The organism is Paenibacillus sp. FSL M7-0802 (assembly GCF_038004945.1).
Taxonomy (GTDB): domain Bacteria; phylum Bacillota; class Bacilli; order Paenibacillales; family Paenibacillaceae; genus Paenibacillus; species Paenibacillus polymyxa_B.
Genome location: NZ_JBBOSD010000001.1, coordinates 1910508 through 1937021, shown reverse-complemented (window position 1 = coordinate 1937021; position 26514 = coordinate 1910508). Strand labels below are relative to the sequence as shown.

At 46.6% G+C, this 26514-nt stretch carries 25 protein-coding genes; 19 read left to right on the top strand and 6 right to left on the bottom strand.

The window, feature by feature from the left end:
- Positions 1–99 precede the first annotated feature (99 nt).
- The 8 genes from MHB54_RS09165 to MHB54_RS09130 all read left to right on the top strand — a co-directional run bounded on the left by MHB54_RS09165 (position 100) and on the right by MHB54_RS09130 (position 9609).
- Entirely contained in the window at positions 100–1830 is a 1731-nt protein-coding gene (locus MHB54_RS09165) for a sensor histidine kinase (protein ID WP_023987012.1), read from the top strand.
- On the top strand, positions 1808–3367 hold the full coding sequence (locus MHB54_RS09160; RefSeq protein WP_076160626.1) for a response regulator transcription factor: 1560 nt from the start codon (positions 1808–1810) through the stop codon (positions 3365–3367). Before MHB54_RS09165 ends, MHB54_RS09160 begins: the two co-directional genes overlap by 23 nt.
- Positions 3368–3542: 175 nt before the next feature.
- A complete protein-coding gene (locus MHB54_RS09155; protein ID WP_023987014.1) occupies positions 3543–4832 on the top strand; it encodes an ABC transporter substrate-binding protein in 1290 nt (429 codons plus the stop codon).
- A 237-nt stretch (positions 4833–5069) separates the two neighbouring features.
- A complete protein-coding gene (locus MHB54_RS09150; RefSeq protein ID WP_023987015.1) occupies positions 5070–5978 on the top strand; it encodes a carbohydrate ABC transporter permease in 909 nt (302 codons plus the stop codon).
- Positions 5979–5983: 5 nt separating this feature from the next.
- Positions 5984–6823 (top strand): carbohydrate ABC transporter permease, encoded by an 840-nt coding sequence (locus MHB54_RS09145; RefSeq protein ID WP_023987016.1) that lies wholly within the window; start codon positions 5984–5986, stop codon positions 6821–6823.
- A 113-nt stretch (positions 6824–6936) separates the two neighbouring features.
- Positions 6937–8049 (top strand): rhamnogalacturonan acetylesterase, encoded by a 1113-nt coding sequence (locus MHB54_RS09140; RefSeq protein WP_264454776.1) that lies wholly within the window; start codon positions 6937–6939, stop codon positions 8047–8049.
- A gap of 72 nt (positions 8050–8121) precedes the next feature.
- Complete coding sequence (locus MHB54_RS09135; RefSeq protein WP_023987018.1) at positions 8122–9156, top strand: glycoside hydrolase family 88/105 protein; 1035 nt, start codon at positions 8122–8124, stop codon at positions 9154–9156.
- A 51-nt stretch (positions 9157–9207) separates the two neighbouring features.
- Complete coding sequence (locus MHB54_RS09130; protein WP_053324639.1) at positions 9208–9609, top strand: sensory rhodopsin transducer; 402 nt, start codon at positions 9208–9210, stop codon at positions 9607–9609.
- 94 nt (positions 9610–9703) lie between these two features.
- Here the strand turns inward: MHB54_RS09130 and MHB54_RS09125 are convergent, their stop codons facing one another.
- The 3 genes from MHB54_RS09125 to MHB54_RS09115 all read right to left on the bottom strand — a co-directional run bounded on the left by MHB54_RS09125 (position 9704) and on the right by MHB54_RS09115 (position 13393).
- On the bottom strand, positions 9704–10663 hold the full coding sequence (locus MHB54_RS09125) for a DMT family transporter (RefSeq protein WP_053324640.1): 960 nt from the start codon (positions 10661–10663) through the stop codon (positions 9704–9706).
- 208 nt (positions 10664–10871) lie between these two features.
- Positions 10872–12188 (bottom strand): glutamate-1-semialdehyde 2,1-aminomutase, encoded by a 1317-nt coding sequence (locus tag MHB54_RS09120; RefSeq protein WP_319640939.1) that lies wholly within the window; start codon positions 12186–12188, stop codon positions 10872–10874.
- An 83-nt stretch (positions 12189–12271) separates the two neighbouring features.
- Entirely contained in the window at positions 12272–13393 is a 1122-nt protein-coding gene (locus MHB54_RS09115; RefSeq protein WP_023987022.1) for an LCP family protein, read from the bottom strand.
- A gap of 103 nt (positions 13394–13496) precedes the next feature.
- On the opposite strand from MHB54_RS09115, the gene MHB54_RS09110 reads away from it, so the two are divergent.
- The 4 genes from MHB54_RS09110 to bcp are packed head-to-tail and all read left to right on the top strand — an operon-like array spanning position 13497 to position 16636.
- Entirely contained in the window at positions 13497–14537 is a 1041-nt protein-coding gene (locus tag MHB54_RS09110) for an ABC transporter ATP-binding protein (RefSeq protein ID WP_264454179.1), read from the top strand.
- Entirely contained in the window at positions 14530–15324 is a 795-nt protein-coding gene (locus tag MHB54_RS09105; RefSeq protein WP_023987024.1) for an ABC transporter permease, read from the top strand. Before MHB54_RS09110 ends, MHB54_RS09105 begins: the two co-directional genes overlap by 8 nt.
- 4 nt (positions 15325–15328) lie before the next feature.
- On the top strand, positions 15329–16117 hold the full coding sequence (locus MHB54_RS09100; RefSeq protein WP_080710685.1) for an ABC transporter permease: 789 nt from the start codon (positions 15329–15331) through the stop codon (positions 16115–16117).
- 42 nt (positions 16118–16159) lie between these two features.
- Entirely contained in the window at positions 16160–16636 is a 477-nt protein-coding gene (gene bcp, locus MHB54_RS09095; protein ID WP_076160646.1) for a thioredoxin-dependent thiol peroxidase, read from the top strand.
- Between the two features lie 206 nt (positions 16637–16842).
- Here bcp and MHB54_RS09090 read toward each other — a convergent pair whose 3' ends face one another.
- Positions 16843–17196, bottom strand: a complete 354-nt coding sequence (locus MHB54_RS09090; protein ID WP_068939403.1) for a spore germination protein — start codon at positions 17194–17196, stop codon at positions 16843–16845.
- Between the two features lie 156 nt (positions 17197–17352).
- Between MHB54_RS09090 and MHB54_RS09085 the strand changes: the two genes are divergently transcribed.
- Positions 17353–18585 carry an MFS transporter gene (locus tag MHB54_RS09085; RefSeq protein WP_264454178.1) on the top strand — a complete coding sequence of 411 codons (1233 nt, stop codon included), beginning with the start codon at positions 17353–17355 and terminating at the stop codon, positions 18583–18585.
- Here MHB54_RS09085 and MHB54_RS09080 read toward each other — a convergent pair whose 3' ends face one another.
- Entirely contained in the window at positions 18586–19242 is a 657-nt protein-coding gene (locus tag MHB54_RS09080) for a DedA family protein (protein WP_264454177.1), read from the bottom strand.
- 145 nt (positions 19243–19387) lie between these two features.
- Between MHB54_RS09080 and guaA the strand changes: the two genes are divergently transcribed.
- Together guaA and MHB54_RS09070 are read left to right on the top strand one after the other, a co-directional pair.
- Complete coding sequence (gene guaA / locus MHB54_RS09075) at positions 19388–20926, top strand: glutamine-hydrolyzing GMP synthase (protein ID WP_023987031.1); 1539 nt, start codon at positions 19388–19390, stop codon at positions 20924–20926.
- 473 nt (positions 20927–21399) lie between these two features.
- Positions 21400–22017: a Type 1 glutamine amidotransferase-like domain-containing protein gene (locus tag MHB54_RS09070; RefSeq protein WP_023987032.1), complete on the top strand. Its 618-nt coding sequence runs from the start codon at positions 21400–21402 to the stop codon at positions 22015–22017.
- 70 nt (positions 22018–22087) lie between these two features.
- Here MHB54_RS09070 and MHB54_RS09065 read toward each other — a convergent pair whose 3' ends face one another.
- Entirely contained in the window at positions 22088–23218 is a 1131-nt protein-coding gene (locus tag MHB54_RS09065) for a Gfo/Idh/MocA family protein (protein WP_023987033.1), read from the bottom strand.
- Between the two features lie 131 nt (positions 23219–23349).
- Here MHB54_RS09065 and MHB54_RS09060 point away from each other — a divergent pair, with 131 nt between their 5' ends.
- The 4 genes from MHB54_RS09060 to MHB54_RS09045 all read left to right on the top strand — a co-directional run bounded on the left by MHB54_RS09060 (position 23350) and on the right by MHB54_RS09045 (position 26476).
- The gene (locus MHB54_RS09060) at positions 23350–24195 is read left to right on the top strand and encodes a LysR family transcriptional regulator (protein WP_023987034.1); all 846 of its coding nucleotides are present in this window, start codon (positions 23350–23352) and stop codon (positions 24193–24195) included.
- Positions 24196–24214: 19 nt separating this feature from the next.
- Complete coding sequence (locus MHB54_RS09055) at positions 24215–24886, top strand: SGNH/GDSL hydrolase family protein (RefSeq protein WP_023987035.1); 672 nt, start codon at positions 24215–24217, stop codon at positions 24884–24886.
- 159 nt (positions 24887–25045) lie between these two features.
- A complete protein-coding gene (locus MHB54_RS09050) occupies positions 25046–25516 on the top strand; it encodes a MarR family winged helix-turn-helix transcriptional regulator (protein ID WP_023987036.1) in 471 nt (156 codons plus the stop codon).
- Between the two features lie 21 nt (positions 25517–25537).
- The gene (locus tag MHB54_RS09045; protein WP_023987037.1) at positions 25538–26476 is read left to right on the top strand and encodes an NADP-dependent oxidoreductase; all 939 of its coding nucleotides are present in this window, start codon (positions 25538–25540) and stop codon (positions 26474–26476) included.
- Positions 26477–26514: the final 38 nt, after the last annotated feature.

Below are 26514 nucleotides of genomic sequence, written 5' to 3'. Positions count from 1 at the left end.
TGACCAAGGCATGGGGTATTTTGTATGTTATAAAGGAGGCGACATTCACTGATTACCTACTTTAAAAGCGCTTACAAAAATGCTGGAATCCATCATAAAATGGTACTACTGATTACGGTGCTTATGCTGGTTAATTTTGCAGTAGTTGCAGTCATACTTAAGTACGTATTTCATATTTATGATAATCAAATGTACAAAAAAACATCCGAAGTACTCAATATTTCTTCAATCGGTATAGAAAATGAGTTGAAGGATGTGGAAAAAGTTACTTTCAAGGTAACAACGGACGAGCAGCTTCAACGTTATTTGCTGCAATTGGAAAAGGAAACGTCACCTTATGCCAAAATGGTGCTGCGTAAAAAAATAACGAATAGGCTCGTCGCCTTTGCCGGCTCTGAGACCTATGTCTATTCTATGATAGTGATCGATAAAGAGGGACAGGTCATGAGTGCGGGCAACCGCGAAGGTATTCCCCAAGAACTTCGATCCACCCTGTCGGAGCTGGCAGACGAACATGACGGTTCCAATGCATGGTATGCGGCAGGCCATTCCTCCTTGCTGGCAGCTCGGCAGTTCAAATCCTTTACCGATTCCAATTTTACGCTGAATGGGCTCGGAACGCTTGCGATTCGTGTGCGAATTGACCGGATTGTAGCGGACCGCGTGCAAACCTCCGGCCGTGACGGACAACTGATGATTACAGATGGAAGGCGGATGATTTATCCCGAAACACCACTATTGAGTGAGAGTGATATTCAGGCCGAGCTTGGTCGGAAGCAGCCTTACGGGATTGCGACCTACTCAGGAGGAACCTTTTTCGCTGCTCAAATCAAATCCTCTTATACGGGTTGGACGTATTTGCATATGACCCCCTTCGATGATATGTTTCGCAGCATTACGATCATTAAAGAAGTTGTAAGCGCTATTTTTGTCATTATGCTTCTTATTGCATTGGCACTGGGAGCTAGGTTGTCAGGCAGCATTACCAAACCGATCGTTCAACTAATCCAGAACATGCGTAAAATAGAAAAAGGCGATCTCGACCGTTTGGAAGAAGAAGCACTTGGCGCGGTCCCCCTTTCCACACAGGACGAGGTAGGCTTGCTACATCGGACATATAAGAAAATGATTCGCCGCATTCGTGAGCTCATTAATGAAAATGTTGCCAAGCAGCTATTACTGAGGGAAACAGAGCTAAAGGCACTACAAGCACAGATTAATCCACATTTTTTATACAACACGCTGGAATCCGTGAACTGGCTCGCCAAGGCCAACAAGCAGGATCGGATTTCAGAGATGGTGGAAGCACTTGCTTTTCTATTGCGTAGTGCGGTCAGTTTTGAAGAGCAACTGATTCCGCTTCGAAAAGAACTGGATATTGTAAGGAGCTACGTAACGATCCAAACAACACGTTTTGATGAGCGTCTCGTTTTCCATCTGGATGTCCCGGAAGAACTGATGGATGCGCAAATTCCGAAGCTAACGCTTCAGCCTTTGGTGGAGAATGCCATCCATTATGCGTTGGAGCCGCGAATTGAACCCTGTCGGATTGCTATTATTGCGAGAGAAAGCGAGGGGGCTCTATTTCTGCGAGTTGAAGATGACGGACCGGGAATGACGCCGGATTTCTTGGAAAAACTGCGGAGCGGGCAGGTCACGACTCGTGGGCAGGGCATTGGACTTACGAATATTCAAGAACGGATTAACCTGACATTTGGTACACCTTGGGGGATAGAACTGCATAGCGAGTCAGGAACAGGAACGTCGATTCATGTCTGTATTCCATATGTGAAAGGGGATCAGGGTCGTGTACAAGGTGCTACTGGTTGATGATGAGCGTATGATTTTGGAAGGCATATCGCAGGTGGTTGATTGGGGTAAAGCGGGAACGAAATTGGTGGGTACGGCACGTAACGGGATTGAGGCTTATGATCAGATTCAGGCCAGCCCGCCTGACTTTGTGATTAGCGACATCTCTATGCCTGGATTGGACGGCATCGGACTGGTTGCCAAAACGACGGAGCATTTTCCAGACGTCCGTTTCATTCTGTTGTCTGGTTACAAAGATTTCGACTATGCCTGTCGGGCCATGCAATACGGGGTGAAGCACTACTTGTTAAAGCCATGCAATGAGCGGCAAATTCATGAGGCTCTGACCGAGTTGGGGCAGGAGCGGGAAGAGCAGGAAGAACGCAAGCAGTTTGTAAACCGGATGAAGCTAGATTTTCAGCGTATGCTGCCTCATGTGAAGGAACACTTTTTGAAGGAGTTTATTTCCTATAAAACTTACGGTAGCCGCGATATCGCTTTTTATGAGCGGTTATTCGGACTTGAATTGCAAGATAAGCAGGTTCGAATGCTGCTGCTGCGGGTGGAGGAATCCCATGAGCCGGAGCATTTGTTTGCATTGCAAAATATAGCAGCAGATTTAATGGATGATGTCTTGCTCAGTACGACCATGCAGGGGCAATTGCTCATTGTGCTGGAAAGCGAGGATGACACGTCACGGTTTATGAAACAGATTGAAGCGGTACGTGCGACATTTCATCGCTTTTACAAGCTGGAGGTAACGGTCGCAGTTAGTGAGTCGGATAGTATGCAGCATTCACGGGGGATGTATCGGGAGACACTGCATTGTATGAATCACCGGTTTTACACCGGGGAAGGCAGTCTGATTACGAAGGAGGATTTAGCGGCTGAGGATACCCGGGAGATGGCAGATTTGGAGCTGGACGAGGAGAAGTTCGGTCTGCTGATCAAGGCTGGAAATACGGTGGAGGTTGCACAGGAAGTGGATCGGTTGTTCGGTATTCTGTCCCGTATGAAGCTGGAAATTTCCGTGACCCGCTCCTATGTGCTTCAGCTCTATGCCGCTATGATCCGTATATGCCCCGAAGAAGAGCGTGCGGCGTTTACGAGCCGAATGGTGGTGCTGGCAGAGCAAAAAACGCTGGCATGTCTCAAATCTTTTGTACAAGAAGCTGCCGAACGAATGACCGCAATCTATTATAAAAGTAATGTGTATCGCCAATCTTCCACCGTTGATAAAATGATCACTATTATTGAGCAAAACTACAGAAAATCGGATCTGTCGCTGAACGGAGTGGCAGGTCAAATGCTGTATATGAATTCCGACTACTTAGGGAAGATATTCAAAAAGGTGACGGGGGAAAACTTCTCACACTACGTCAATCGTTATCGGATCGAACGTGCGGCTGAGCATATTCGGGAGACGGGAGACGTGAAGGTGTTTGAGCTGGCGGAATGGTTCGGCTTCGGTGGGAACGCACAATATTTTAGCCAGGTGTTCAAAAAGTGGGCGGGTATGACGCCTTCCGAGTACATTAAATCACATGAACGGGGATGAGCGTATGGAGTCCCACTGTTTTTTAAACCTAGGAAACCTGATTTGTGTATTCCAATGTTTCTCGGCTTTTGGGAAAATAACAACAGGAGCTAATGTAAACGCTATCAAAATTGCGAAAGTGCGTTGTCACTCGTAATTTGGCTCCTTTCTAGAACAGCGAAAAGGGGAGAGATAGGTGGGCAAAAAGGGATGGTTTCTGATCATAGCTATGCTGCTCGTTTTGACGACGGCATGTAGCGGAGCGGGCGGCGGCAATTCGGGCACAAGTGCAGACGGGAAAGTAAAGTTACGTATCGCTTGGTGGGGATCGGATACGCGTCATGAATACACGCAAAAGGTCGTTGATTTGTATAAGCAGAAAAATCCAAATGTAACGATTGATGTGGAATATGCCTCTTTCGATGACTATTGGAAAAAACTCGCTCCGCAGGCTGCGGCTAATCAGTTGCCGGATATCGTGCAAATGGACATTTCGTACATTAGCCAATATGCGAAAAATGGTCAGCTGGAGGATCTCGCGCCTTACTTGAATCAAAAAATTCAGGTCGCTGATGTGACCGAAAATGTACTCAAAACCGGCGTAATTGCTGGAAAGCAATATGGTATCCCAACCGGTGTTAATGTTCTGGGTTTCCAGTATGACCCGGCGTTGCTCAAAAAAGCGGGTATAGACAAAATTCCTGACAACTGGACATGGGATCAATACAAAGAAATGGCTTTAAAGGCTGGTTCCAATAAAGTATACTTTGACAGCTCGATGGCTGCCGATATTTTCTTCCACTACTATTTGCGTACGCAAGGAAAAACTCTCTACAATGCGGAAGGAACAGGATTGGGGTATGACGACGATAAGCTGTTTGTTGACTTCTTCAGCGGATTGGCTGATCTGATTAAGAAGGGAGCGACCCCGCCTCCTGAAATCATGAACCAGACCAAGGGGATTCTTGAGGAATCCGATATCGTAAAAGGAACAGGTATCGGTATTTGGCAGTGGTCCAATCAGTATGTGGGCTTACAGCAGGTCGTTAACCGCCCAATGGCACTGGCTCCGATGTTTGGGCCGAATATGGAAAAAGGCGTATATATGCAGCCTACGATGTACTGGACGGTTGCTTCCCGTTCACAGGTGAAGGATGAAGCCGCTAAGTTTATTGATTTCTGGATGAACGATGTAGAAGCGAATAAATTGATTAAAGGCGAACGGGGCGTGCCGATTTCCGCCAAAATCAAGGAAGCTGTTGCACCAGAGTTGAGCGAGCCTACGAAGCAGGTGTTTGAATTTGTAGCTTCCATGGAGCCGAAGGCTTCTCCAATGAGCCCGCCGCCACCAGTCGGATCGCCGGAAGTGATTGCGACTCTGACCGATTATATTGAGCAGGTCAATTTCGGACAGATGACGGCTGAAGACGCAGCGGCCAAATTCCGGGCTGATGCGAATACCATCCTTGCGAATAACAAGCAATAATAAGCGCAATAAGGCCTCTGGATATCTGACAACGTTTTAGCATAAGAATCGATAGGATCGAAGGAACATTTCGTTAAGTTAACCGTGCGTAGTCCAAAGCATGATTGCGCACGGTTGATTCGACGAACCAACTGCATAAGCACCCTTTGCAGACATCACTATATTATTCTCATAACAACGAATTATTGACATCATAAAGTTTTACTAATTCTTTAAATGCAACAGAAGGGAGGCTTGATGAGCTTGCGAAATCATCAGAGCTTGAAAGCCAATATGACCGGATATGCGTTTATCAGCCCTTTTATTGTGGGCTTTCTGGCGTTTACGTTAATTCCAATGTTTATTTCGCTGTATCTGTCCTTTACCACCTACAACCTGTTCACCCCGCCCAAATGGATTGGTCTGGGTAACTTCGAAAAGATGTTCACAGGAGACCCGAAATACTGGAATTCGATCAGGGTCACGTTTACGTATGTATTGGTCGGTGTACCGTTGCGACTGATTTTCGCGCTGTTTGTGGCTATGATTTTGAATACCAAATCGCGCATGGTCGGCACCTATCGGACGATGTACTATCTGCCATCCATTATCGGAGGTAGCGTTGCGGTATCGATTATGTGGCGGAACATTTTCAGTAATAACGGCATAGTGAACAGCCTGCTTTCGACTCTAGGGGCGACCCCGGTGAAATGGTTTGGTGATCCGGATGCTTCGCTTACGATGCTGATCACCCTGTCCGTATGGCAATTTGGCTCCTCTATGCTGATTTTTCTGGCAGGTTTGAAGAACATTCCTGTTGAATTGTACGAGGCGTCCAGTGTAGATGGTGCTAAGCCAGTACGAAAATTTTTCAGTATTACGCTGCCGTTACTTAGCCCCATTATTCTATTTAATCTGATTATGCAGACGATCAGCGCCTTTATGACCTTCGTCCCGGCTTATGTTATTTCTAAGGGCGAAGGAGGCCCGATGGATGGAACGATGCTGCATTCACTGTATCTGTTCCGGCAGGCGTTTATGTTCAGCAACATGGGATATGCGGCAGCCATGGCTTGGGTCATGCTCATTATGATTGGGATACTGACAGCGATTTTATTTATAACCTCCAGATACTGGGTATTTTATGAAACGGAAAAGGGGCGCTGATACTGATGGCATGGAAAACGGTCAAATGGCCAATTTATCACATACTGGTTGCTGCACTGGCGCTCCTGATGCTTTATCCCGTTTTTTGGATGCTGTTCAGCTCGTTTAAAGAAAGTCGGACGATATTCGTCACGGCATCCTCGCTTTTCCCTACAGAATGGATCTGGCAAAACTATGTAACAGGTTGGAAAGGGACGACTGGCTACAACTTTGGCACGTACATTCTGAACTCGCTCACGATCGTGGTGATTTCAACGATTGGAGCTGTGCTTTCCTCCTCATTGATCGCATTTGGCTTCGCACGCTTGAAATTCAAAGGGCGTAACTTGTGGTTTGCTTTGATGATGGTGACGCTTATGCTACCAGGGGATGTGGTACTGGTACCGCAATATATTATTTTCACCAAGCTCGGTTGGATCAATACGATCTTACCGTTAGTGGTACCCTCCTTCTTCGGGATGCCGTTCTTCATCTTTCTGATGGTGCAGTTTATACGGACGATTCCAGCAGAGTTGGATGAGGCGGCGACGATTGACGGATGCGGCAAGTTCCGGCTGTATTTCAGAATTATTTTACCCTTACTTAAATCGTCGTTGGCTACAGCGGCAATCTTCTCTTTCTACTGGAAGTGGGAGGATTTGCTTGGTCCGGTACTGTATCTGAATTCGCCAGAGAAATATACCGTATCTATTGCACTCAAGATGTTCCTCGACAGCGAGTCGGCTTCCAACTGGGGAGGAATGTTCGCGATGTCTATCCTAAGCCTGCTTCCAGTTATCGCTGTATTCTTCGCATTCCAGAAACAAATTGTAGAAGGAATGAGTACGAGTGGTTTGAAGGGGTAAGATCCAAAATCCATAGCGTGAGGACATGAAGCTTACGAGTGGAAATGGAAGGCATCCGGGATTGTATGATTGAATGGACGGGATTTGAGGGCGATGGCTGAGAGGTGAGTAAATTGTGGAAGTTTGATTTTGGTCCGGGGGAGCCTGCAGATGGCTACAAGGGAGTGTCCCCGGATTGCTTATATACAACTGAACAGGGCTATGGCTTTGAGACTACGGAGCATGTGTATGGTCGAAAAAGGCAGAGTGCAGCCAAGGATGCACGCACGCGGCTGCGAAGCAGCTTTTGTATTCCACTGAACGCTGCATTTGTTGCAGATGTGCCGGACGGGATGTATCTCGTCACTATACTGGTCGGCGATTCGCAGGCGGAAACGCTCACACGACTCAAGGCTGGTGAAGGCAAGCACATGCTTCCCCCAGTGCACACGCTGCCGGGCCAGTTCACCGAAGCACTGTTTGCGGTGCCTGTCCGGGGTGGCAAACTGCGCCTCACCGTGTCAGGCACCGCGCCACGGCTCAATGCGCTGGAGATTGCGCCAGCGCCACAGAATCTCCGGCTATTCCTAGCCGGAGATTCCACGGTTACGGATCAGGACGCATCCGGCTATCCGTATACAGGCTGGGGTCAGGCTTTGCCCGCCTTGTTCAAGCATGATGTCTGCGTGGATAATCATGCCGTATCGGGGCGAAGCTCCAAAAGCTTCATGGACGAAGGACGGCTGGGTGTCATTTTGGGCGAAATAAAGGCAGGAGATTTCCTGTTCATCCAGTTCGGTCATAATGATCAGAAGCCTGATCCGGAGCGGGCTACAGAGCCTTTTACAACCTACAAGGAGCATCTTCGCCTCTATATCGACGGCGCAAGAAGCCATGGGGCAACACCGGTACTGGTCACGCCCGTACATCGTCGCTATTTTAACGAGGATGGTACGCTATCTGACACACATGGTGACTATGTAACAGCGGTTCGTGAGCTGGCGGAAGAAGCGAATGTACCGCTGATTGATTTGTCTGCCCGCACGCAGGAGTTATATGAGCAGCTGGGTCCCGAAGAGAGTAAAGAGCTTTTTATGTGGTTGCTGCCTGGTGAATACATGAACTTTTCCGGCGGCTTAGAGGATAACACGCATTTTCATGAGAATGGCGCGGTTCGTATTGCAGACATGGTGGTGGATGCTGTGAAGGAACTGGATTTGCAACCGCTGCGCATGTATTTACGTTGAAGGACGACCTTTTCATGTACGGGCGTCAAGGAGGTAACTCACGTGAAACTTACCAAAGGGGGAGACGTGGAAATGCCTGCATTGATTTTTGATGAAGAACAAGTTAAGCAGGTGATCGACCGGGTAGTAGAACGCACCTTTCAAATGCACTACAGCTGGGATTGGCCGGGCGGAGTAGCCTTTTACGGAGTATGCGAAGCGTATGAAGCGACAGGGAACGAAAAGTATCTGACCAAGCTAAAAGAATGGGTAGACGAAAATATCGAGGATGGGCTTCCGTCTCTCTCGGTGAACGGCGTTTCTGTCGGGCACTGTTTGTTGACGCTTTATCAGGCCACAGGTGAGCAAAAATACCTTGATATTGCCATCGAGATGGCAGAATTTTTGGCCAAAAAAGCGGAGCGGTTTGCCGACGGCATTTTCCAGCATACGGTGAATTCACTTCATGATGTATTTCCGCAGCAAGCATGGGTGGATACGATGTTTATGGCCGGTTATTATTTGCTGCGTATTGGTCATCTGTTAGGCAACAAGGAGTATTGGGAGGATGGAATTCGTCAATATCACGGGCATGAAGAATTTTTGCAGGACCCGGATACGAATCTGTATTATCACGGATGGGATCATGCGAATCAAAGCCGGATGTCAGGAATATATTGGGCGCGCGGCAATTCATGGGCAGCCCTCACGATGGCAAAAGCGCTGAAACTTGTGGAGGTGCAGCATCCATCTTATATGATCATCGACGGCTCGCTGCGTGACCAGCTCAATGCACTGGTGCGGCTGCAATCCCCAGAAGGGCTGTGGCATACGGTGCTGAACGATGATACCTCTTATCTGGAAACCTCGGGCTCGGCAGGAATTGCGACCGCCTTGCTTATGCAAGGAAGATTGTTTAACAAATACACCCAAAAGGCGATCGAAGGTATTCTTTCCCGCATTAAGGACGACGGCACAGTAACGGGTGTATCCGCGGGAACTGCTGTGATGAACGATATTGACGGCTATCGAAACGTTCCATACAAACGCATTCAGGGATGGGGTCAGGGATTGGCGCTTGCTTTTCTGGCTCAACTGTTGCGTACCAAGGAGAATCCGTACGGCTAGAAGAAGGGGGATAAGCGCCAAAAAGTATTATGAGTAAAGGAGGCCAATAGTATGGGAAATGCTGAACTTTCTCAGAATAAGGTGGCTAATCAGCCGCGAGGTAGCCTATTCTGGGTCATCCCCGATGGGTATATTCCACCGGAAAGCCGGGGAGGGCTGCTCAGTCATGAGAGTATATGCGTGCTGAATTGTGGGAGCCGTGTGGCAAATCTGAGTATAGACATCTATTTTGAAGACCGCGAGCCATTGGAGGGATTGATCGAGGTGGTGGAAGGAAGACGAACCCGTCATATCCGAACAGCCTCGTTGGAGAAAACCGACGAACGGATTCCGGTAGGTATTCCTTACGCAATTACGGTCACTAGCGATGTGCCCATAATCGTACAATATAGCAGATTGGACACGACACAGCCGGAATTGGCGTTAATGAGTGTCATGGCGTACCCTATCTAATGCGACGAAGACTAAGAAATGAAAAAAGAAATCTCTCGGCTGGAATTGCGCAGCCTGGAGATTTCTTTTTTTGCAGGCAAATGAGTGTCTATTTTTAGCCCGTTTTTTGTGATTTTGCCAAAGTTGTTTTGATTGGCGTGAAGTTTTTTCGTCCTCCGAAATTGGTACCCAACACGCCGATAATGATCATCACAGCCCCAATAATGTGATAGTAGGCGAGCTGCTCCTTCAAAATGTAAGCACCGGCAATCATGGAAATGAGGGTGGATAAATTGCCGATCACACTCATTTTGGAGGCTTCGATCCACTTCAAGGCAAAGCTCGATAACAGCGAGGTGACGAGGGTAGACAGAATGCCTAGATAAATCAGTGCCATCCAATAACCAGGCTTCACCAGTGGAGCGGTATAGGCGCTCATGGAGCCGTCTATGGCATGATATCCCAGTGCCACCACGTTAAAAACGATACATCCCAAAATAGAGGTAACGTAGGTCAATTCCATTGGGTTGTACTTTTGTGTTAATGGTCGTGCCAGCACATTATAGCCAGATAGGCATATCGCAGAAAGCACGAGCAGAAGAATACCGCCATAGCTATTGGATGCTAGCGGTGCTCCGCTTTTCATCACAAATATAAAAACCACGCCAAAGACAGAGAGCAGTAAGGAAATCTTCTGGACTACCGTTGTACGCTCTTTAATAAAATAGGAAGCTAACAGCAGCGTAAAGATGGGAACGGTTGCTTGGATAATTCCACCTTCCGATGAAGAAGTGCTCATCAGCCCGAAGGCTTGCAGTGGAAAATACACTAATGGCGAGAGCAGCGCCAGTGGTAAAATGCGCAGAATGTCACGCATCTTGATGTTGATCTTGATCCAACCGAGCAACACGGGAATGGTCAAAGCGATAAAAGACAGCGCAAAGCGGTGGGCGATCACATCCAGCGGGCTCGCCTCTGTGACTGTCAATTTTACAAATAAAAATGAAAATCCAAGTATAGCTGCATAGCTGAGAGCTGCCAGATAGGCGGCTCCATTTCTGGAACGACTGTTCATAATAAACCTCCGTAATAATGACCTTAACCTGTGGTTCTCTCAATATACCCGGATGGCATAACTTGATACAATCCATAAAATCTGCAACTGTACGGGTACAGTTGTGAAATGAAAAAAAGCCGGAACGAAGTCCCAGAGGTCGGATACCCATCCCTAAGACTACTTCCAGCTCTTATCCTATTCATATTTTATCAACTTACTGTTTAGTTTACTTACCTTGTGACATCGCCCGGAACGAATCGTCCGCCGCTTCCAGCGTAGTATCCACGTCTTCATCCGTATGCGCTGTTGTGAGAAACCAGGCTTCGTACTTGGATGGTGCCAGATGAATACCGCGATCCAGCATGTGACGGAAGAAGGATGCAAACGCTTCGCTATCCGTATTCTGCGCCTGCGCGTAATTCGTGATCGGATGATCACAGAAATGCGTCGAGAACGCTCCACGAATTCGGTTGATCGTCAATGGCACGCCGTAGCGTTCGGCAGAGGACTGGATACCGTCCGTCAGCCTCACAGCCAGACGTTCCATCTCTTCATACACGCCTTCCCCTTGAAGGACTTCAAGGCAGGCGATGCCTGACGAGATGGACGCAGGGTTGCCCGCCATCGTACCCGCCTGATAAGCTGGGCCGAGTGGGGCAACCTGCTCCATGATGTGCTTGCTGCCGCCGTAGGCACCAATCGGCAGACCACCGCCCATGATTTTGCCCAGCGCGGTCAAATCTGGCTGAATCGCATCATGGTTGTCCAAACCTGCATACGTTTGGGTGGAACCGAAGTGGAATCGGAATGCGGTAATGACCTCGTCATAAATGACGAGTGAGCCGTTCGCACGCGCCATGGAGCACAACCCTTCCAAATAACCGGGTTGCGGCATGACCATGCCAAAATTACCGACAATGGGCTCGACCATGACTGCCGCCACATCGTCGCTCCAACGCTCCAAGGCTTGGCGTAACGCGTCGAGATCATTGAATGGTACGGTAATAACCTCGCTCGCAATGTTGGTCGTAATGCCTGCACTGTCAGGTATGCCTAGCGTGGAAGGGCCGGAGCCTGCGGCAACAAGTACCAGATCCGAGTGACCGTGGTAGCAGCCGGCAAATTTGATGATCTTGTTCCGTTTCGTATAGGCCCGTGCAACACGAATCGTTGTCATAACCGCTTCTGTGCCAGAATTCACAAACCGGACCTTGTCCATAGAAGGAATTGCTTCCTTCAGCATCTTGGCCAGTTTGATTTCCAATACCGTTGAGGTTCCGTACAATACGCCGTTCGCGGCCGCTTCGCTGATAGCCTTAGTAATATGGGGATGGGCATGTCCAGTAATAATAGGGCCATAAGCCGCCAAATAGTCGATATACCGATTATCATCCTCATCCCAGAAATGAGCACCTTTAGCGCGTTTCATGAATACTGGAGCGCCGCCGCCCACAGCTTTAAAGGAGCGTGAAGGGCTGTTAACGCCCCCGACAATATGCTCCAGGGCTTCTTTATATAGTGCTTCGGAGTTTTCCCGTTTCATCATCAAAAACTTCCTTTCCGTTCATTAAAATAGGGTATACACACGCCAAAGGGCAGCGTTCACGGCTGCCCCTGCATACATCATTATAGCTCTTTTTGTCCTGTCTTTGTTGTTGATTGTGTGGAAGCATCCTCATTACTGGTTTTACTGCCCCCTGTAAAAGAAGCTTTATCCTTCTTGGTAGACGATGCACTGTCTGGCTGTTTCGTTTCATTCTGATCCTTATTTTGTTCCTGTGTTTGTGCGGGTGGATTATTAAATATATCCTGCACATACGTTTTCAGTTCTTCCGGATCGCGGACAGTAAGAACTGCCGCGCCGCCCACATTCTCTTCTCCGAGCATCTTCATCGGTGGAACCTGTTCGCTGCCTGCAAAGTTGCTTTGGTACCCCACATTTGCCAGCTTCCACATATCGTTAACACTGAGATTCGTGTCAATGAACGGGTTAACCTGCTCTAAAATATTTGGCAAGTTAGCGATGGAAGTCGTGGTCTGCATTTTCTGGGCTATTGCCTCCAAAAATGCGCGTTGCCGTCCTGATCGGGAGAAGTCGGACATTGCATCGTGGCGGAACCGCACATATTGAAGCGCCGTGTTGCCATCTAGATGCTGCATGCCCTTTTTCAAATCAATATCGTACTGATGTTTATCCGCATTACTTGTATAATGCATATCCTTTTCCACTTCAAAATCAATCCCGCCTACGGCATCCACCAGTTTGATAAAGCCCTGGAAATCCGTGTACACATAATATTGCACCGGGATGCCTAACAGATCGCCAGCCGTCTTCATGGCTGTGTTGGGTCCGTGAGTAATGGCGGTGTTAATTCGATTTTTTCCATAGCCGGGAATATCCACGTACGTATCACGCAAAATAGAGAACAGGTGGATTTTTTTCTTAACGGGGTCCAGCGATACGACCATCATACTGTCTGATCGGGGAACTTCCCCTTTCTGGATACCGCGCCCATCGACACCCATCAGCAAAATGTTAACCATATCGGTACCTTCCCACTTGGGCGGTTCTGGCGTACGAACCTGATCGACCTGCTTTACATTTTTGAAGGGGGAGTTAGCGCCTTCTTTATGCAGATTATCCAGCTGATTATAAATGGATGTAAAATAGTACACGGCAAAGCCGACAATCGCGACGATTACCACGGCTAGAACCGACCATATCGTCCTTTTGGTTCTGCTTGTCATGGATGCTCTCCCTTTCGCTTTTCAGTTCATTACATTATAATTTCTTTTTGGAGCACAATCAATTTAACTATGGATTTTACAAATCCTGATTGAGAGGTATAACATGCTGGCAATTGATGTGCAGGATCTGCGCAAAACATTTAAGGTTCAAAAAAATCGCGAGGGCTTAAAAGGTGCCTTCCTTGATTTATTCGCCCGCGAATACAACGAGGTAGCCGCGGTCAAAGATATATCCTTCCGTATTCCGCAAGGAGAAATATGCGGTTATATCGGTGAGAACGGCGCCGGAAAGTCCACCACGATTAAGATGCTGACAGGCATTCTCGTGCCGACATCGGGACATCTCAAGGTAGGCGGTTATGTTCCCTATGAGGAACGCGAGAAATTTGTAGGCAACATTGGTGTTGTTTTCGGTCAGCGCAGCCAGCTTTGGTGGGACATCGGTGTGATCGAGTCTTTTCAACTCCTGCGGAAAGTATATCAGGTTCCGGCTATGGACTTCAAACGCAGGCTGGATGAGCTGGTAGAGAGACTGCAATTGCAGGATCTGCTAAGCCGCCCGGTACGCAAGCTTAGTCTCGGGCAACGGATGCGCTGTGAGTTGGTAGCAGCCTTGCTGCACAATCCGTCCATTGTTTTTCTGGACGAGCCGACCATTGGGCTCGATATTATGGTAAAGTCCGAAATCCGCGAGTTTCTAAAGGACATGAATCGGGATTATGGTACGACTATTTTGCTGACAACCCATGATTTGCAGGATATTGAAGCGCTGTGCTCGCGCGTCATTATGCTGGATGATGGAAATATCATTTATGATGGTGGTCTGGAGGATCTGAAGGCGCGTTGGGGGACAGGTCGAGAAGTGCGGTTCCAGTTCGGCACATCGACCCAGTTGGAACAATTACAGGCATGGACTGCTGATATGCCACTGGCTTGGACGATGGATAATGATTTGGCTGCCAAAGTATGGATTCCTCTTCATATTAATGTATCGGATGTTCTCGCTTGCGTAGTCGGTCGCACGGATATTACGGATATCAAAATCATTGAAACCAACACGGATGATATCGTCCGCAGTATCTATCAGTCTGGTTCGGCTGAACGCCAGGGCAATCCGATAGTGGAGGCCAAAGTTCATGCTTAGCGTATACACCGATTTTATTCGTATCCGATTTCTCACGATGCTTGCGTATCGTGTGAACTATTATTCAGGAATCCTTATTTATTGCATGAATATTGGCGTATATTATTTCACATACAAAGCGATATATGGCGATGCGGGTAGCATTGGAGGTTTTACCGCTGCTCAGATGACGACGTATGTAGCAGTATCGTGGATGGCGAGAGCCTTTTATTTTAACAATCTGGATCGTGAAATCTCGACGGATATACGTGATGGAAGCATTGCAATTCAGATGATCCGACCTTATAACTATGTACTTGTTAAATTTATGCAAGGACTCGGCGAGGGAATGTTCCGTTTTCTGCTGTTTATGATTCCAGGCATGGCGATTGCGATGCTGCTCTTTCCAGTGACACTCCCCAGTGACCCGGTAGCCTGGGTTGGTTTTCTGGTCATGCTGTTTTTCAGCTTTCTGATCAACACTCAGATCAATATTATTACGGGGTTAACGGCCTTTTTTATCGAAAATAATGAGGGCATGATGCGTATGAAGCGCGTAGTTGTAGATCTGTTTTCTGGGTTGATTTTGCCAATCAGTTTGTTTCCAGGCTGGCTGGCGACGATCGCCCAATGGATGCCGTTTCAGGCGATTACCTATTTGCCGGGCTCTGTATTTACGGGACGTGTAAAAGGCGTTGGCATCTGGAATGTACTGGGTATCCAAATCATTTGGCTGGTCGTTCTGCTCGTGCCGATGATCATCATTTGGCGACTGGCGCGCAGACGTCTGTTCGTGCAGGGAGGGTAAGCCGATGATGTACTATTTGGGTCTCATTAGCGAATATTTAAAAAATTACATGAAGTCACGGCTCACCTATCGGGCCGACTTTTGGGTAGAAGTGATTTCAGACCTGCTGTTTCAGGCCACAAATCTTATTTTTATCCTGGTTATTTTTATGCATACAGACAGTTTGGGCGGCTGGAGTGAAAATGAAGTCGTGTTCGTTTATGGATTTTTCATGGTTCCATACGGACTATTCAGTTGTTTTGTCAACCTTTGGAACTTTAGCGAGCGTTACATTGTGAAAGGTGAACTCGACCGGGTAATGACCCGTCCCGCGTATAATCTGTTCCAGATTTTCCTTGAAAATGTGGATCCGCCTGCACTGGTGGGCTCAGTGATCGGTCTGATTATTATGGGAATCAGCGGGGCACAGATGGATTTGGCTATGGAGTGGTGGTTCGTACCAGCGCTGATCGTTTTGAGCCTAAGTGCCGTGGCGATCTATACGGGCATATACACCATATTGACATCTCTTTCATTCTTTTCGGATGCGCCTACAGGAATTATCCCGCTCATGTACAATATTCAGGGCTACGGACGTTATCCAGTAACGATCTATAACCGAGCCATTCAGGTTGTGCTGACTTGGATACTACCGTTTGCTTTTGTTGGTGTATATCCAGCCTCCCTATTCCTTCACCGAGAGGACATGCGCCATATGGCGCTCTTAACTCCTGTGATGGGGATTGTCTTTCTGACCTTGGGCTTACTGGCATGGAACTGGGGGATTCGCCGTTACAGGGGCGCAGGCTCATAGGGCGGATCACATAAGAACCCCCACAAGAAAGGAGATGATGAGATGTCCACGACATTTACCGTTATTGGACAACCGGCACCGGATTTTGAATTGCCTGGGAGTGAGGGAAAGCGTGTCAAGCTGTCTGATTATCGAGGCAGTAGGGTATTGTTGTATTTCTATCCCAAGGATTTGACCTCTAGTTGCTCGACCCAGGCTTGTGATTTTCGGGATAAACATACGGAGTTTGAAGGCTTGAACACGGTGATTCTGGGGATAAGCCCTGATCCACTCAAACAGCATGACAAGTTTATTGCAAAGTACGGACTCCCTTTTCAGTTGTTATCTGATGAAGAGCATCAGGTGGCTGAGACGTATGGTGTATGGCAGCAAAAACAGATGTACGGCAAGCAGTACATGGGCATAGTTCGGTCTACGTTCCTTATTGATGAAAATGGTATCCTAATTCATGAATGGCGTGGTTTAAGAGTGAAAGGACATATTGATGCTGCGCTGGCATACATTCAGGATATGGCGTAAGTGAAGAACCAAAGAAAACCTTTTGAAACCGGATCGTGCTTTCAGGCGTGTCGGTTTCAAAAGGTTTTTTTTAATTTTTAGATATATTTTGCCGCTGCTTCCACTTTTGCTTGCAGAGATAAACACCCCATAATAGAAGCGGAATGATCAAGCCGTTACCACAGAAAATGAATACATATACAGATAACAGCATCTCACTAACGCGACTAAAAGCCTCTATTCCCGATAGTACAGTAAACACCAGTAATATCCATTTCCTCCAAACTACCTGAGTTACCAGCAATCAATACTTGATCCTTTAAATAGTCGAATGGTTCCGCGCCCTCTGGTACATGATGTTCGTTTTCCCGCATTAATGAACGCAGAACGGAATCATGGAGTAATTGAGTGTTAATCAGACCATTGATATAAAACAAAGCCGCTGGCCATTTTTGCATCCATAATAGCTCTTTAATGATTAAATCTCCGCTGTTTCCAAAGGAGCTTTCAATATGGTTTACATTATCCCTCAAGTTAGAGGACACATGAGTAACTGGACAACTTTTATTCTGATTTGGCATACGTAAAATCCTCCGATATTGGAGTTTCTTGGCTTAGTATGCTCTGAATATATGGATTTATCCCTTGACGGTTGTATAGTAAACTTATAAATTAGACAAATAACTAATTAGATTTATATATAATAAAAGAATTCTATCGATATGGAGCTGTTTAAAATGTTAGACAGGCAATACAGGAAGTTATTTGCCGCAGGCATCATTAACGGAATTGGAGACCGTTTCTGTCAGATCGCTTTGTTGGCTTTGATTTATCGGCTTACTAGTTCAGGATTCAGCGTAGGTATCATGCTGGGATTGCGAGTGATTCCTTTTTTAGTCCTGTCACCTGCGGCGGGTGTGCTTATTACCCGCATATCCCGGCGTACACTTATGATGACCACGGATCTATTCAGAGGCTTGGTAGCCCTTGGTTTTTTAAGTGTTCATAGTCCTGAGGATATATGGATCATTTATGGGGTTAGTACCCTTCTAGCTTGCGGAGAAGCGGTGTATGCTCCTGCTCGTAAATCATCCATCCCGCTGCTTGTTCGTCCGTCGGAGTTATTGAAAGTGAACAGTCTTGAGCAAGTGATGAGTGGGCTGGTGCTGGTCGTTGGTGCTGCTGCCGGAGGCATCATATCTGCTCTCTTTGGACCACAAGCCGCATTTATACTGAACGCAGCAAGTTTTTTTGCCGCAGGTCTGATCGTTCGCAATATTGCATTCCCACCTGTCATGAAGGAGAAAATAAACAGGGAGGATTCCTGTGTTAAACCACATAAAAGCCCTTCGTTGTTAGATCATCCAAACCGGAGCAGATCGCGAATGTTGGACTGTATTCGTGCATCCGTTCCTCTCCAAGTCGTTGTTGCATTTGAGTTGCTGGTTCCCATGCTCAATGGCATTGATAATGTTCTGATCAGTGTATATGCAGTGCAGGAATTCAGGCTGGGCGATGCCGGGATCGGATTGTTTTACGCCGCTTTGGGCGCGGGTCTGGTTGCCAGCTATGCAATAGGGCGTTTATTCAGTCGTTCTTTGTTGAAGGGAGGACTGGTGTGCCTTTTGTTGGAAGGGATTTTACTTATGGGATTAAGCGGTATTTATCACGTATGGGCGGCGGTTGCCATTTACTTCTTAATTTCGTTGGCTGGCGGGGTGGGGGCGATTTGTCTGGATACATTATTAATGCAGGAGACCCCATTGTATTTACAGGGTCCATTGTTGGGCATGCTGACGGCGTGGAGCCAAGGTATCATCGGACTGTCTATGTTTGGAGCAGGGGTGGCGATTGAAATGATGGAGCCGCGTATGTTGGGCTTGGGTGGAGGCGCGGGGTTTGTTGTGATATCTATCGTGATTTCAATGTATTATGCAAGGACTCGTAACCGTAAGGCAGCAGGAGTTTGACTACTTCAAGTCATCCTTGTTGCTGGTTTTCACTGATTTTTCGGATTTGCGTAGCGAGCTAAACAGGAAGCTTCTCCACCGGTAAATAATATACAGCAGGATCATGAACCCAACGGCTCCCGCAATTCGCAGTGCATACAGCTCTACCAAATGGAAAATGACATCCCATTGGGGACCAAACAGCTTGCCGATGCTTAGAAAGAGGATGACCCAGAATAAAGCGCCGCTGTAAGCATACAAGACAAATTTACGGAAAGAAAGAGCAATAATCCCGGCAAAATAACCGGTAAAATGCCTGACACCGGGGATGAAATATCCAAGGAAAATAAGCCAGTATCCATATCGTTGAAACCATTTTTGTGTTTTCTGAAGCTTGTCCGGCGATAACAAAACCCATTTACCATATTTCTGAATAAAGGGGAGACCGGCCCACTTTCCGATAAAGTAGGTAATAGTCATACCGATGGTTGTGCCCAAGAAAGCTAGTAGCACCAGTTTACCGTAATCCAGGGTGCCGGCATAGGAAAGATATCCCGCATAAGCCATTGTGGTTTCCCCGGGAAAAGGTAAAGCAATAAACTCAAGCAGCAAGCCGAAAAAAAGGACGCCGTAGCCGTATTCTTCGAACAATTGCGCGATCCACTTCAGCACATCCATCGTTTACACTCCTACGAACAGATTGAGTATTTTAGAATCAATTCATTTTAACAATCTTTTCATGCCCACTCAACTCCGGTTGATTTCTTGACGTCTTGTTTTATCGTTGCGTATAATGAAACGAACAATTGAGGGAGGCACGGTAATGAATAAGCCTAATGAAATCGTTGTAGTTCTCGATTTTGGAGGACAATACAACCAGTTAATCGCAAGAAGAATTCGGGATCTCGGTGTATATAGCGAGCTCCTTCCATACAATACGCCTGCGGAGAAGCTGAGAGAGCTGGCGCCAAAAGGGATTGTTTTCTCAGGCGGACCTTCCAGCGTATATACAGACAATGCTCCTCAGGTGGATCGGGCAATTTATGATCTTGGCATCCCTATCTTTGGTATTTGCTATGGCATGCAACTGATGGCTCACCAACTGGATGGTAAGGTAGAACGTGCGGGCAAACGTGAGTATGGCAAAGCAGACGTGCAATTCAATCAGGATGCTCGCTTGGCTAAAGGATTGGATTCTCGTCAAACCGTATGGATGAGCCATGGGGATCACGTTACAGATCTGCCAACCGGATTTACACTAGATGCAGGAACAGAGAGTGCGCCGATTGCCGCGATGAGTAACCTGGAGCGGAATCTGTATGCGGTGCAATTCCATCCAGAGGTACGTCATTCCGTTCAAGGTAACGAGATGATCAGCAACTTCCTTTATGAAGTGTGTGGTTGTGAAGGCAACTGGACCATGGAATCGTTCATTGAAGATCAAATTCGTGAGATTCGTCAACAGGTTGGCGACAAGAAAGTATTGTGTGCCTTAAGCGGTGGCGTGGATTCTTCCGTTGTAGCGATGCTCATTCACAAAGCGATCGGTGACCAACTGACGTGTATGTTCATTGACCATGGATTGCTGCGCAAAGGTGAAGCCGAAAGTGTAATGGAGACGTTCGTTGGTAAATTTGATATGAAAGTTGTCAAAATTGACGCACGTGAGCGCTTCTTGTCCAAGCTGGCAGGAGTTGATGATCCGGAACAAAAACGTAAAATCATCGGTAACGAGTTTATCTATGTGTTCGAGGAAGAATCTTCTCAATTCGACGATTTTACTTTCCTGGCACAAGGTACACTGTATACGGATATTGTAGAGAGCGGAACAGCAACGGCACAGACCATTAAATCCCATCATAATGTGGGTGGTTTGCCGGAGAACATGAAGTTCAAGCTGATCGAGCCGTTGAATGCCCTGTTCAAGGACGAAGTGCGTAAAGTCGGCGAAGAATGCGGACTGCCACCTGAGATTGTATGGCGTCAGCCGTTCCCAGGTCCGGGTCTTGCCATTCGTGTGCTGGGTGAAGTGACAGAGGACAAGCTAACCATTGTTCGTGAGTCGGATTACATTTTGCGCGAGGAGATTGCTAAAGCCGGTCTGGACCGGGAAATCTGGCAATACTTCACCGCTTTGCCGAATATGAAGAGTGTTGGCGTTATGGGCGATGCTCGTACGTATTCTTACACTGTAGGTATTCGTGCAGTAACCTCCATCGACGGTATGACCGCCGACTGGGCACGTATCCCTTGGGATGTGCTGGAGAAAATTTCGGTACGTATCGTAAACGAAGTGGATAACGTGAATCGCATCGTGTATGATATCACCTCCAAACCACCAGCAACGATTGAGTGGGAATAAACGCGGAGACTCCCGCGCCGTAACCATCAATCCTTTAAGATTTACCAATACAACATCAGGACTCCTCCGTATCGGCGAAATATCGCTATGCGGTTGGAGTCTTTTTTACGGGTGCCAGGTCGAACCTTTGCTCGGGAAAGTTTACTGTACGGCAACCTCAATCGACGGGGGTTAGCTAAAGGCGAACAGCATTGCCTCATGCGGCGGAGATATGAAGTCATTTATTGTTGCAAAACGGAATATGAAGCTGAAAAAAGGAGATATTATTCAATGGTAATGTCTCCTTTTTTTATATGGTTTTATTAGATTCAAGCTATAAATAGCTTAAATCAAGTATGAAATTAAACGTTCACTTCTTTTTCATGTCATGCTCTAATGGTGTCATGTTTTGATACTAATATATTTTATAATGTACCTAGATTAAAGTGTTGCATATCTGTTTTATTAAACGCTGTTCTAAGGAGAATAAAGAGATGAAAAAATTATTTCTGTCGTCCTCATTTAAGGATGTTGCACCATGCTTAGTCCATTTCGCTGGTGAAAACTTAGAAGGAAAAAAAGTCACCTTCATCCCAACCGCAAGTATTCCAGAGAAAGTTAAGTTTTATGTGGATTCAGGGAAAAAAGCATTAGAGAATTTAGGATTAGTCGTGGATGAAATCGAAATCGCCACAGCAACATTGAATGAAATAGAGAGTAAAATTAGAGAAAATGACTATATTTATATTACCGGAGGCAACACATTTTATTTACTTCAAGAGTTGAGAAGAACCGGGGCTGACAAAATCATTGCTGATGAAGTTAATGCAGGGAAGTTATATATAGGCGAATCTGCAGGTTCGATGATTTTATCACCGAATATCGAATATGCCCGACTTATGGACAATGTGGAGGAGGCGTCTGCTTTGGATTCCTTTGTTGCGCTCGGGATAATTGAATTCTATCCAGTCCCCCACCATACGAACATCCCGTTTAAAAAAGCGGTGGAGAACATCATTGAGGAATATGGCAGCCAATTAAATTTATATCCAATCAGCAACGCGGAAGTTATTTTGGTTGAAAATGACAGTATAAAGGTCGAGAATGCATGATTTTAAAAGATCAAGAACCTTTAACTCCACATCTATCGTGGTGTTAAAGGTTCTTTTTTATAATTCTACCTTACCATACGATCCTTTTCCCAGTTGCAGCTGATTCCTCAATGCGGTCCAGTAGCTGATGCAGCTTTAAGGCATGGTTGAACTCGGGAGCGAGACGGGTGTGTGTCAAAATATCCTCGGCAAAAACATAATGAGCCTTGGCTACATTCAGGGTTACCCCTTCTTTTGGGAAATCTAGGCTTATATTAGGCTCTCTAGTTATACTTATTTGTTCAAAAGCGCCATTAGGACCATGACTCTGCGTACTGCTTGGATCGTACACAAGTTTTTCGAGCGTTAGATTCCCGAATTGAACATGCCCAAGCGAAGGATTCTGTGACAAACGCAAAATACCCTTTTTCCCTTGAATCTCTATCTCAAACTTAGAATTCACTCCACCTTGAATGTGAACGGATACCGGTGCTCCTTTTTCCAATATTCCGTGAATCAGAATCTGATCGGCTGTATCCTTGGAAATGACTTCACCCGTTTCCTGAATAGTGGCTTCGTGATAACGGGATGATGTGATGGCCGATAGCTCGCGGAATTCGCCAACGATGTATTGCAGCGCATCCAAGGAATGCCCGCCATTAATCGTGAGCAGATTAGCCCCATTGGCTCTATTCAGCAGATAAGCAGTGTCCTGATTTACTTGTCCTCCTTTGCCGGGAGTAGCTACTTGCATATGACAGGATATAATTTCACCAATCTCTCCGCCCTCCACGAGCTTTTTCATCGTTTGCACTTCAAGATCCTGCCGTGCCTGCAAGCCGACGGTATGATGAATGCCTGCCAGTTCCGCCGCTTTGGCCATTTCAGCAGCTTCCGCAGTGTTTGCCCCCAAGGGCCATTCACAAAAAATATGTTTTCTCTCTTGAATTGCCGCCATCACCGCCTCGTAATGATGGGGAACTTTTACGCTCACCACGACCATGTCCACATCCTCGGAAGCTGCGAGCTTTTTGGAATCATCAAAAGCTAGTGCCGCACCTACTTCTTCTGCGCTTTGTCGCGCACTCTCCATACGAGAGGTACCGACGGCAGTGATATCCAGGTTCGAGTGCTTGAGCAAAGCCGGAATATGCGTTTGACTGGCCCATTTATTATTCATCGAACCTCCTACGATACCTACACGAATCTTCTTTTTGATCATGTTGCCATACCTCCTGATTTTTAAAATGAGGGTGGAAAATAGCATCCAAGGCCAATATAATACACTTAACTCATAAATAATAATGCTTGTTTATGATACAGGTATCATTTTATTTGATGGGAGGTGAAGGGATGGATATTGAAAATATGCAGGCATTTGTTTCGGTGGCAGAGCTGAGAAGCCTGACAGAAGCAGCACAAAAGTTGAATCACCTGCAATCGAATATGACGGCCAAAATAAAGAAGCTGGAGGCCCATTACGGCACAGCGTTATTTTACCGAAAGCCCCGTGGTATGGAGCTGACACCCGCAGGAGAAACCTTGTATGCTCAGTTCAAGCAAATGTTGTTGCTATGGCAAGACACGGAGATGAAAATGAGACCTCAGGAGGAAAAGCTGCGCATCGGTACCATGCAGTCCATCGTGGCGGGCGAAACAACGAGGGCGCTCACGAAGGTATATGAGCTGTATCCGCAGGCTTCGGTTACATTAAAAACCGGAACCACGACGGAAATGGAGCGATTGATCCTTGACGGCGAACTCGATATTGCTTTTGTTACAGGGTATCCCGCCAACCCGTATATTCATTATCAAAAAATATGCCGTGAAGAACTGGTGCTGGTGGGGAAAGGCATACATGAAGGCTCGGATCTCAAACAGGTACTCCAAGGAGCGTCTATTATCATATTGTCGGATGGTTGCCTGTATCTCACGTATTTAGAGAAGATGTATCAGGACATGCAATTGACCCATGGCGAGGTGGTAGAGGTCGGTGTGTTTGATACGATGGTGCAATTTTCCTTGATGGGAATGGGAATCACCCTCATGTCCAAAAAGCTGGCGCGGCAATTTAAAGTAACATCCTATTTGCCCGCTCCCCCAACCTTCGGCTACATGGATACATATTTAATAACCCGGCCAAATCACGAAATGACAGCGATTGAACATAAATTTATCGAAATCAACAATACGATCTAATAGATAGGAGAGATATCGAATGACAATCAATCAAGGCAAATACCAAGGCAGCCATGCTGTATTTCTGGGCGATAGCATTACGTTTGGATATGAATTGCGTGATGGAGAAAAGCCTTACCCCCACCTTGTGAGCGACGCACTGGGATTCCTAACCTTTGAGAATCACGGCATATCCGGCAGCAGTGTAGCCAGCGGCGGTTTTGAACCGATGTGTGAGCGTTATGAGAAAATGAACCCTCATGCAGACGTGATCTTTTTTATGGGGGGAAGAAACGATTTTTCGATGGGAGAAATACCGTTCGGTAGCTTGGATACGCCATCGACAGAAACGCGTACGTTTTATGGTGCGCTCAAGCATATTGCCGAAGGACTAATTAACCGTTACCCGGACAAGCTGATCGTCTTTTTGACTCCGCCTCACGGATCAAGTGATACGGTTCCTGAGCATCTGCCTAATGCCATTACTGGTCAAGTCTATAGCGCGTATGCACAGGCCGTGAGAGAAGTGGCCTCACTTTATTCTTTCCCGTGCTGCGATCTGTGGAATATCGCCGGAATTCAACCACTATTGCCTGTACATAAACAGATGTACTTTACAGGGGAAAATGGTGTTCCTGACGGCCTGCACCCGAATCAGGCAGGCCACGAGCGGATGGCGGCCCGTATTATCGGATTTATGAATACACTGTAATTTGGACCATTTCATCGTTTTATCGAATGACCCTACTAACTACAAATTCTAGATTGCTCAGGCTTATTCGTTTAGCTTGAGCATTTTTTTGTGATTGTAGGATTTGTATATATAGACTTGTCTCAGGGCTTGTTTATTTTTAGAGGGGGTGTATAATACTTGATATATCAATTGATAGGTCAAGTATTAGGAGGAGGGTTTGTCATCGAACATTGCTCTGAAAAAAGCCAGTTGTTTTATCGCATGCATCTTTTGTGTAAAGAAATGAATAACGCCTTTGAAGCACAGTTAAAAACCAGCTTTACCAAGGTTGAAATTTTGTATCATATTGATCATCGTCAGGAACTAAGTCAGCTGGAACTCCAACACCTGCTCGTTCTGGATGGTGCAGCAGTAACCCGACATCTGAGAAGGCTGGAAGAGGAAGGTCTGATTTTACGTAGTAAAAAAGAGCAGGATAAGCGTGTGACCTATATATGTTTGACCGAATTAGGGGTTCAAGAGCTGCAAGTTTTGTCAGAGCAAAGACAAGCCTTTCAGGAAAAGCTGCTATGTAAGTTTACAGATGAGGAAATTGTGGCTTTGACAGATGTGCTACAGCGTATGTCTAGCAATGTAAAGAATATGTAAATGTGCGAGGAGGAAATGAATATGAAAGCCATCGTTATAGATCAGTATGGAAGCAAGGATGAATTGAAAGAAAGAGAAGTGGCTACTCCTACACCACAGGCTCATCAGGTTGTAGTCAAAGTGGCGGCTACCTCCATCAATCCAATTGACTGGAAGCTGCGTGAAGGTTACTTAAAACAAATGATGGATTGGGAGTTCCCGATTATTTTAGGCTGGGATGTAGCCGGCACTATTTCGGAAGTAGGCAGCGAGGTCACCGATTGGAAAGTGGGAGATGAAGTGTTTGCACGCCCGGACACCACACGGTTCGGTACTTATGCCGAGTATACCTTGGTGGATGATCACTTGCTGGCACGTAAACCTGCCTCAACTTCTTGGGAAGAAGCCGCTTCTGTACCTTTGGCGGGGTTGACTGCTTGGCAGGCGCTCTTTACACATGGTCAACTGACCAAAGGGGAGAAAGTATTAATCCACGCAGGTGCAGGTGGCGTAGGCATGTTTGCTATCCAGTTTGCCAAACAAGCCGGAGCCTATGTCATTACTACAGCCAGTGAGCGTAATCATGAATTGCTTGCTTCATTGGGAGCCGACCAAATCATTGACTATCGTACAACTCGTTTTGAGGAAGTTTTATCTGATGTGGACGTGGTGTTCGATACGATGGGTGGGGATGTTCAGAAGAACAGCTTTAAGGTAATGAAAAGGGATACCGGACGGATCATATCCATTGTCAGCAATTTTGACGAAGAGCTGGTGAAGGAGTACAACGTAACGGCCAAAAATATATGGCTGGAGCCCAACGGACAGCAACTACAGGAAATTGCCGATCTGTTGGAGCAAAAGAAAGTAAGATCGGTAGTAGGAGCTACGTTTCCTTTTTCACAAAAAGGTTTGTATGACGCACACGCTTTAAGCGAAACTCACCACGCTGTCGGTAAAATTGCAATAACCTTCTCATAAGGACGCATACACATATACAGCACGAAAGGAATTGCACA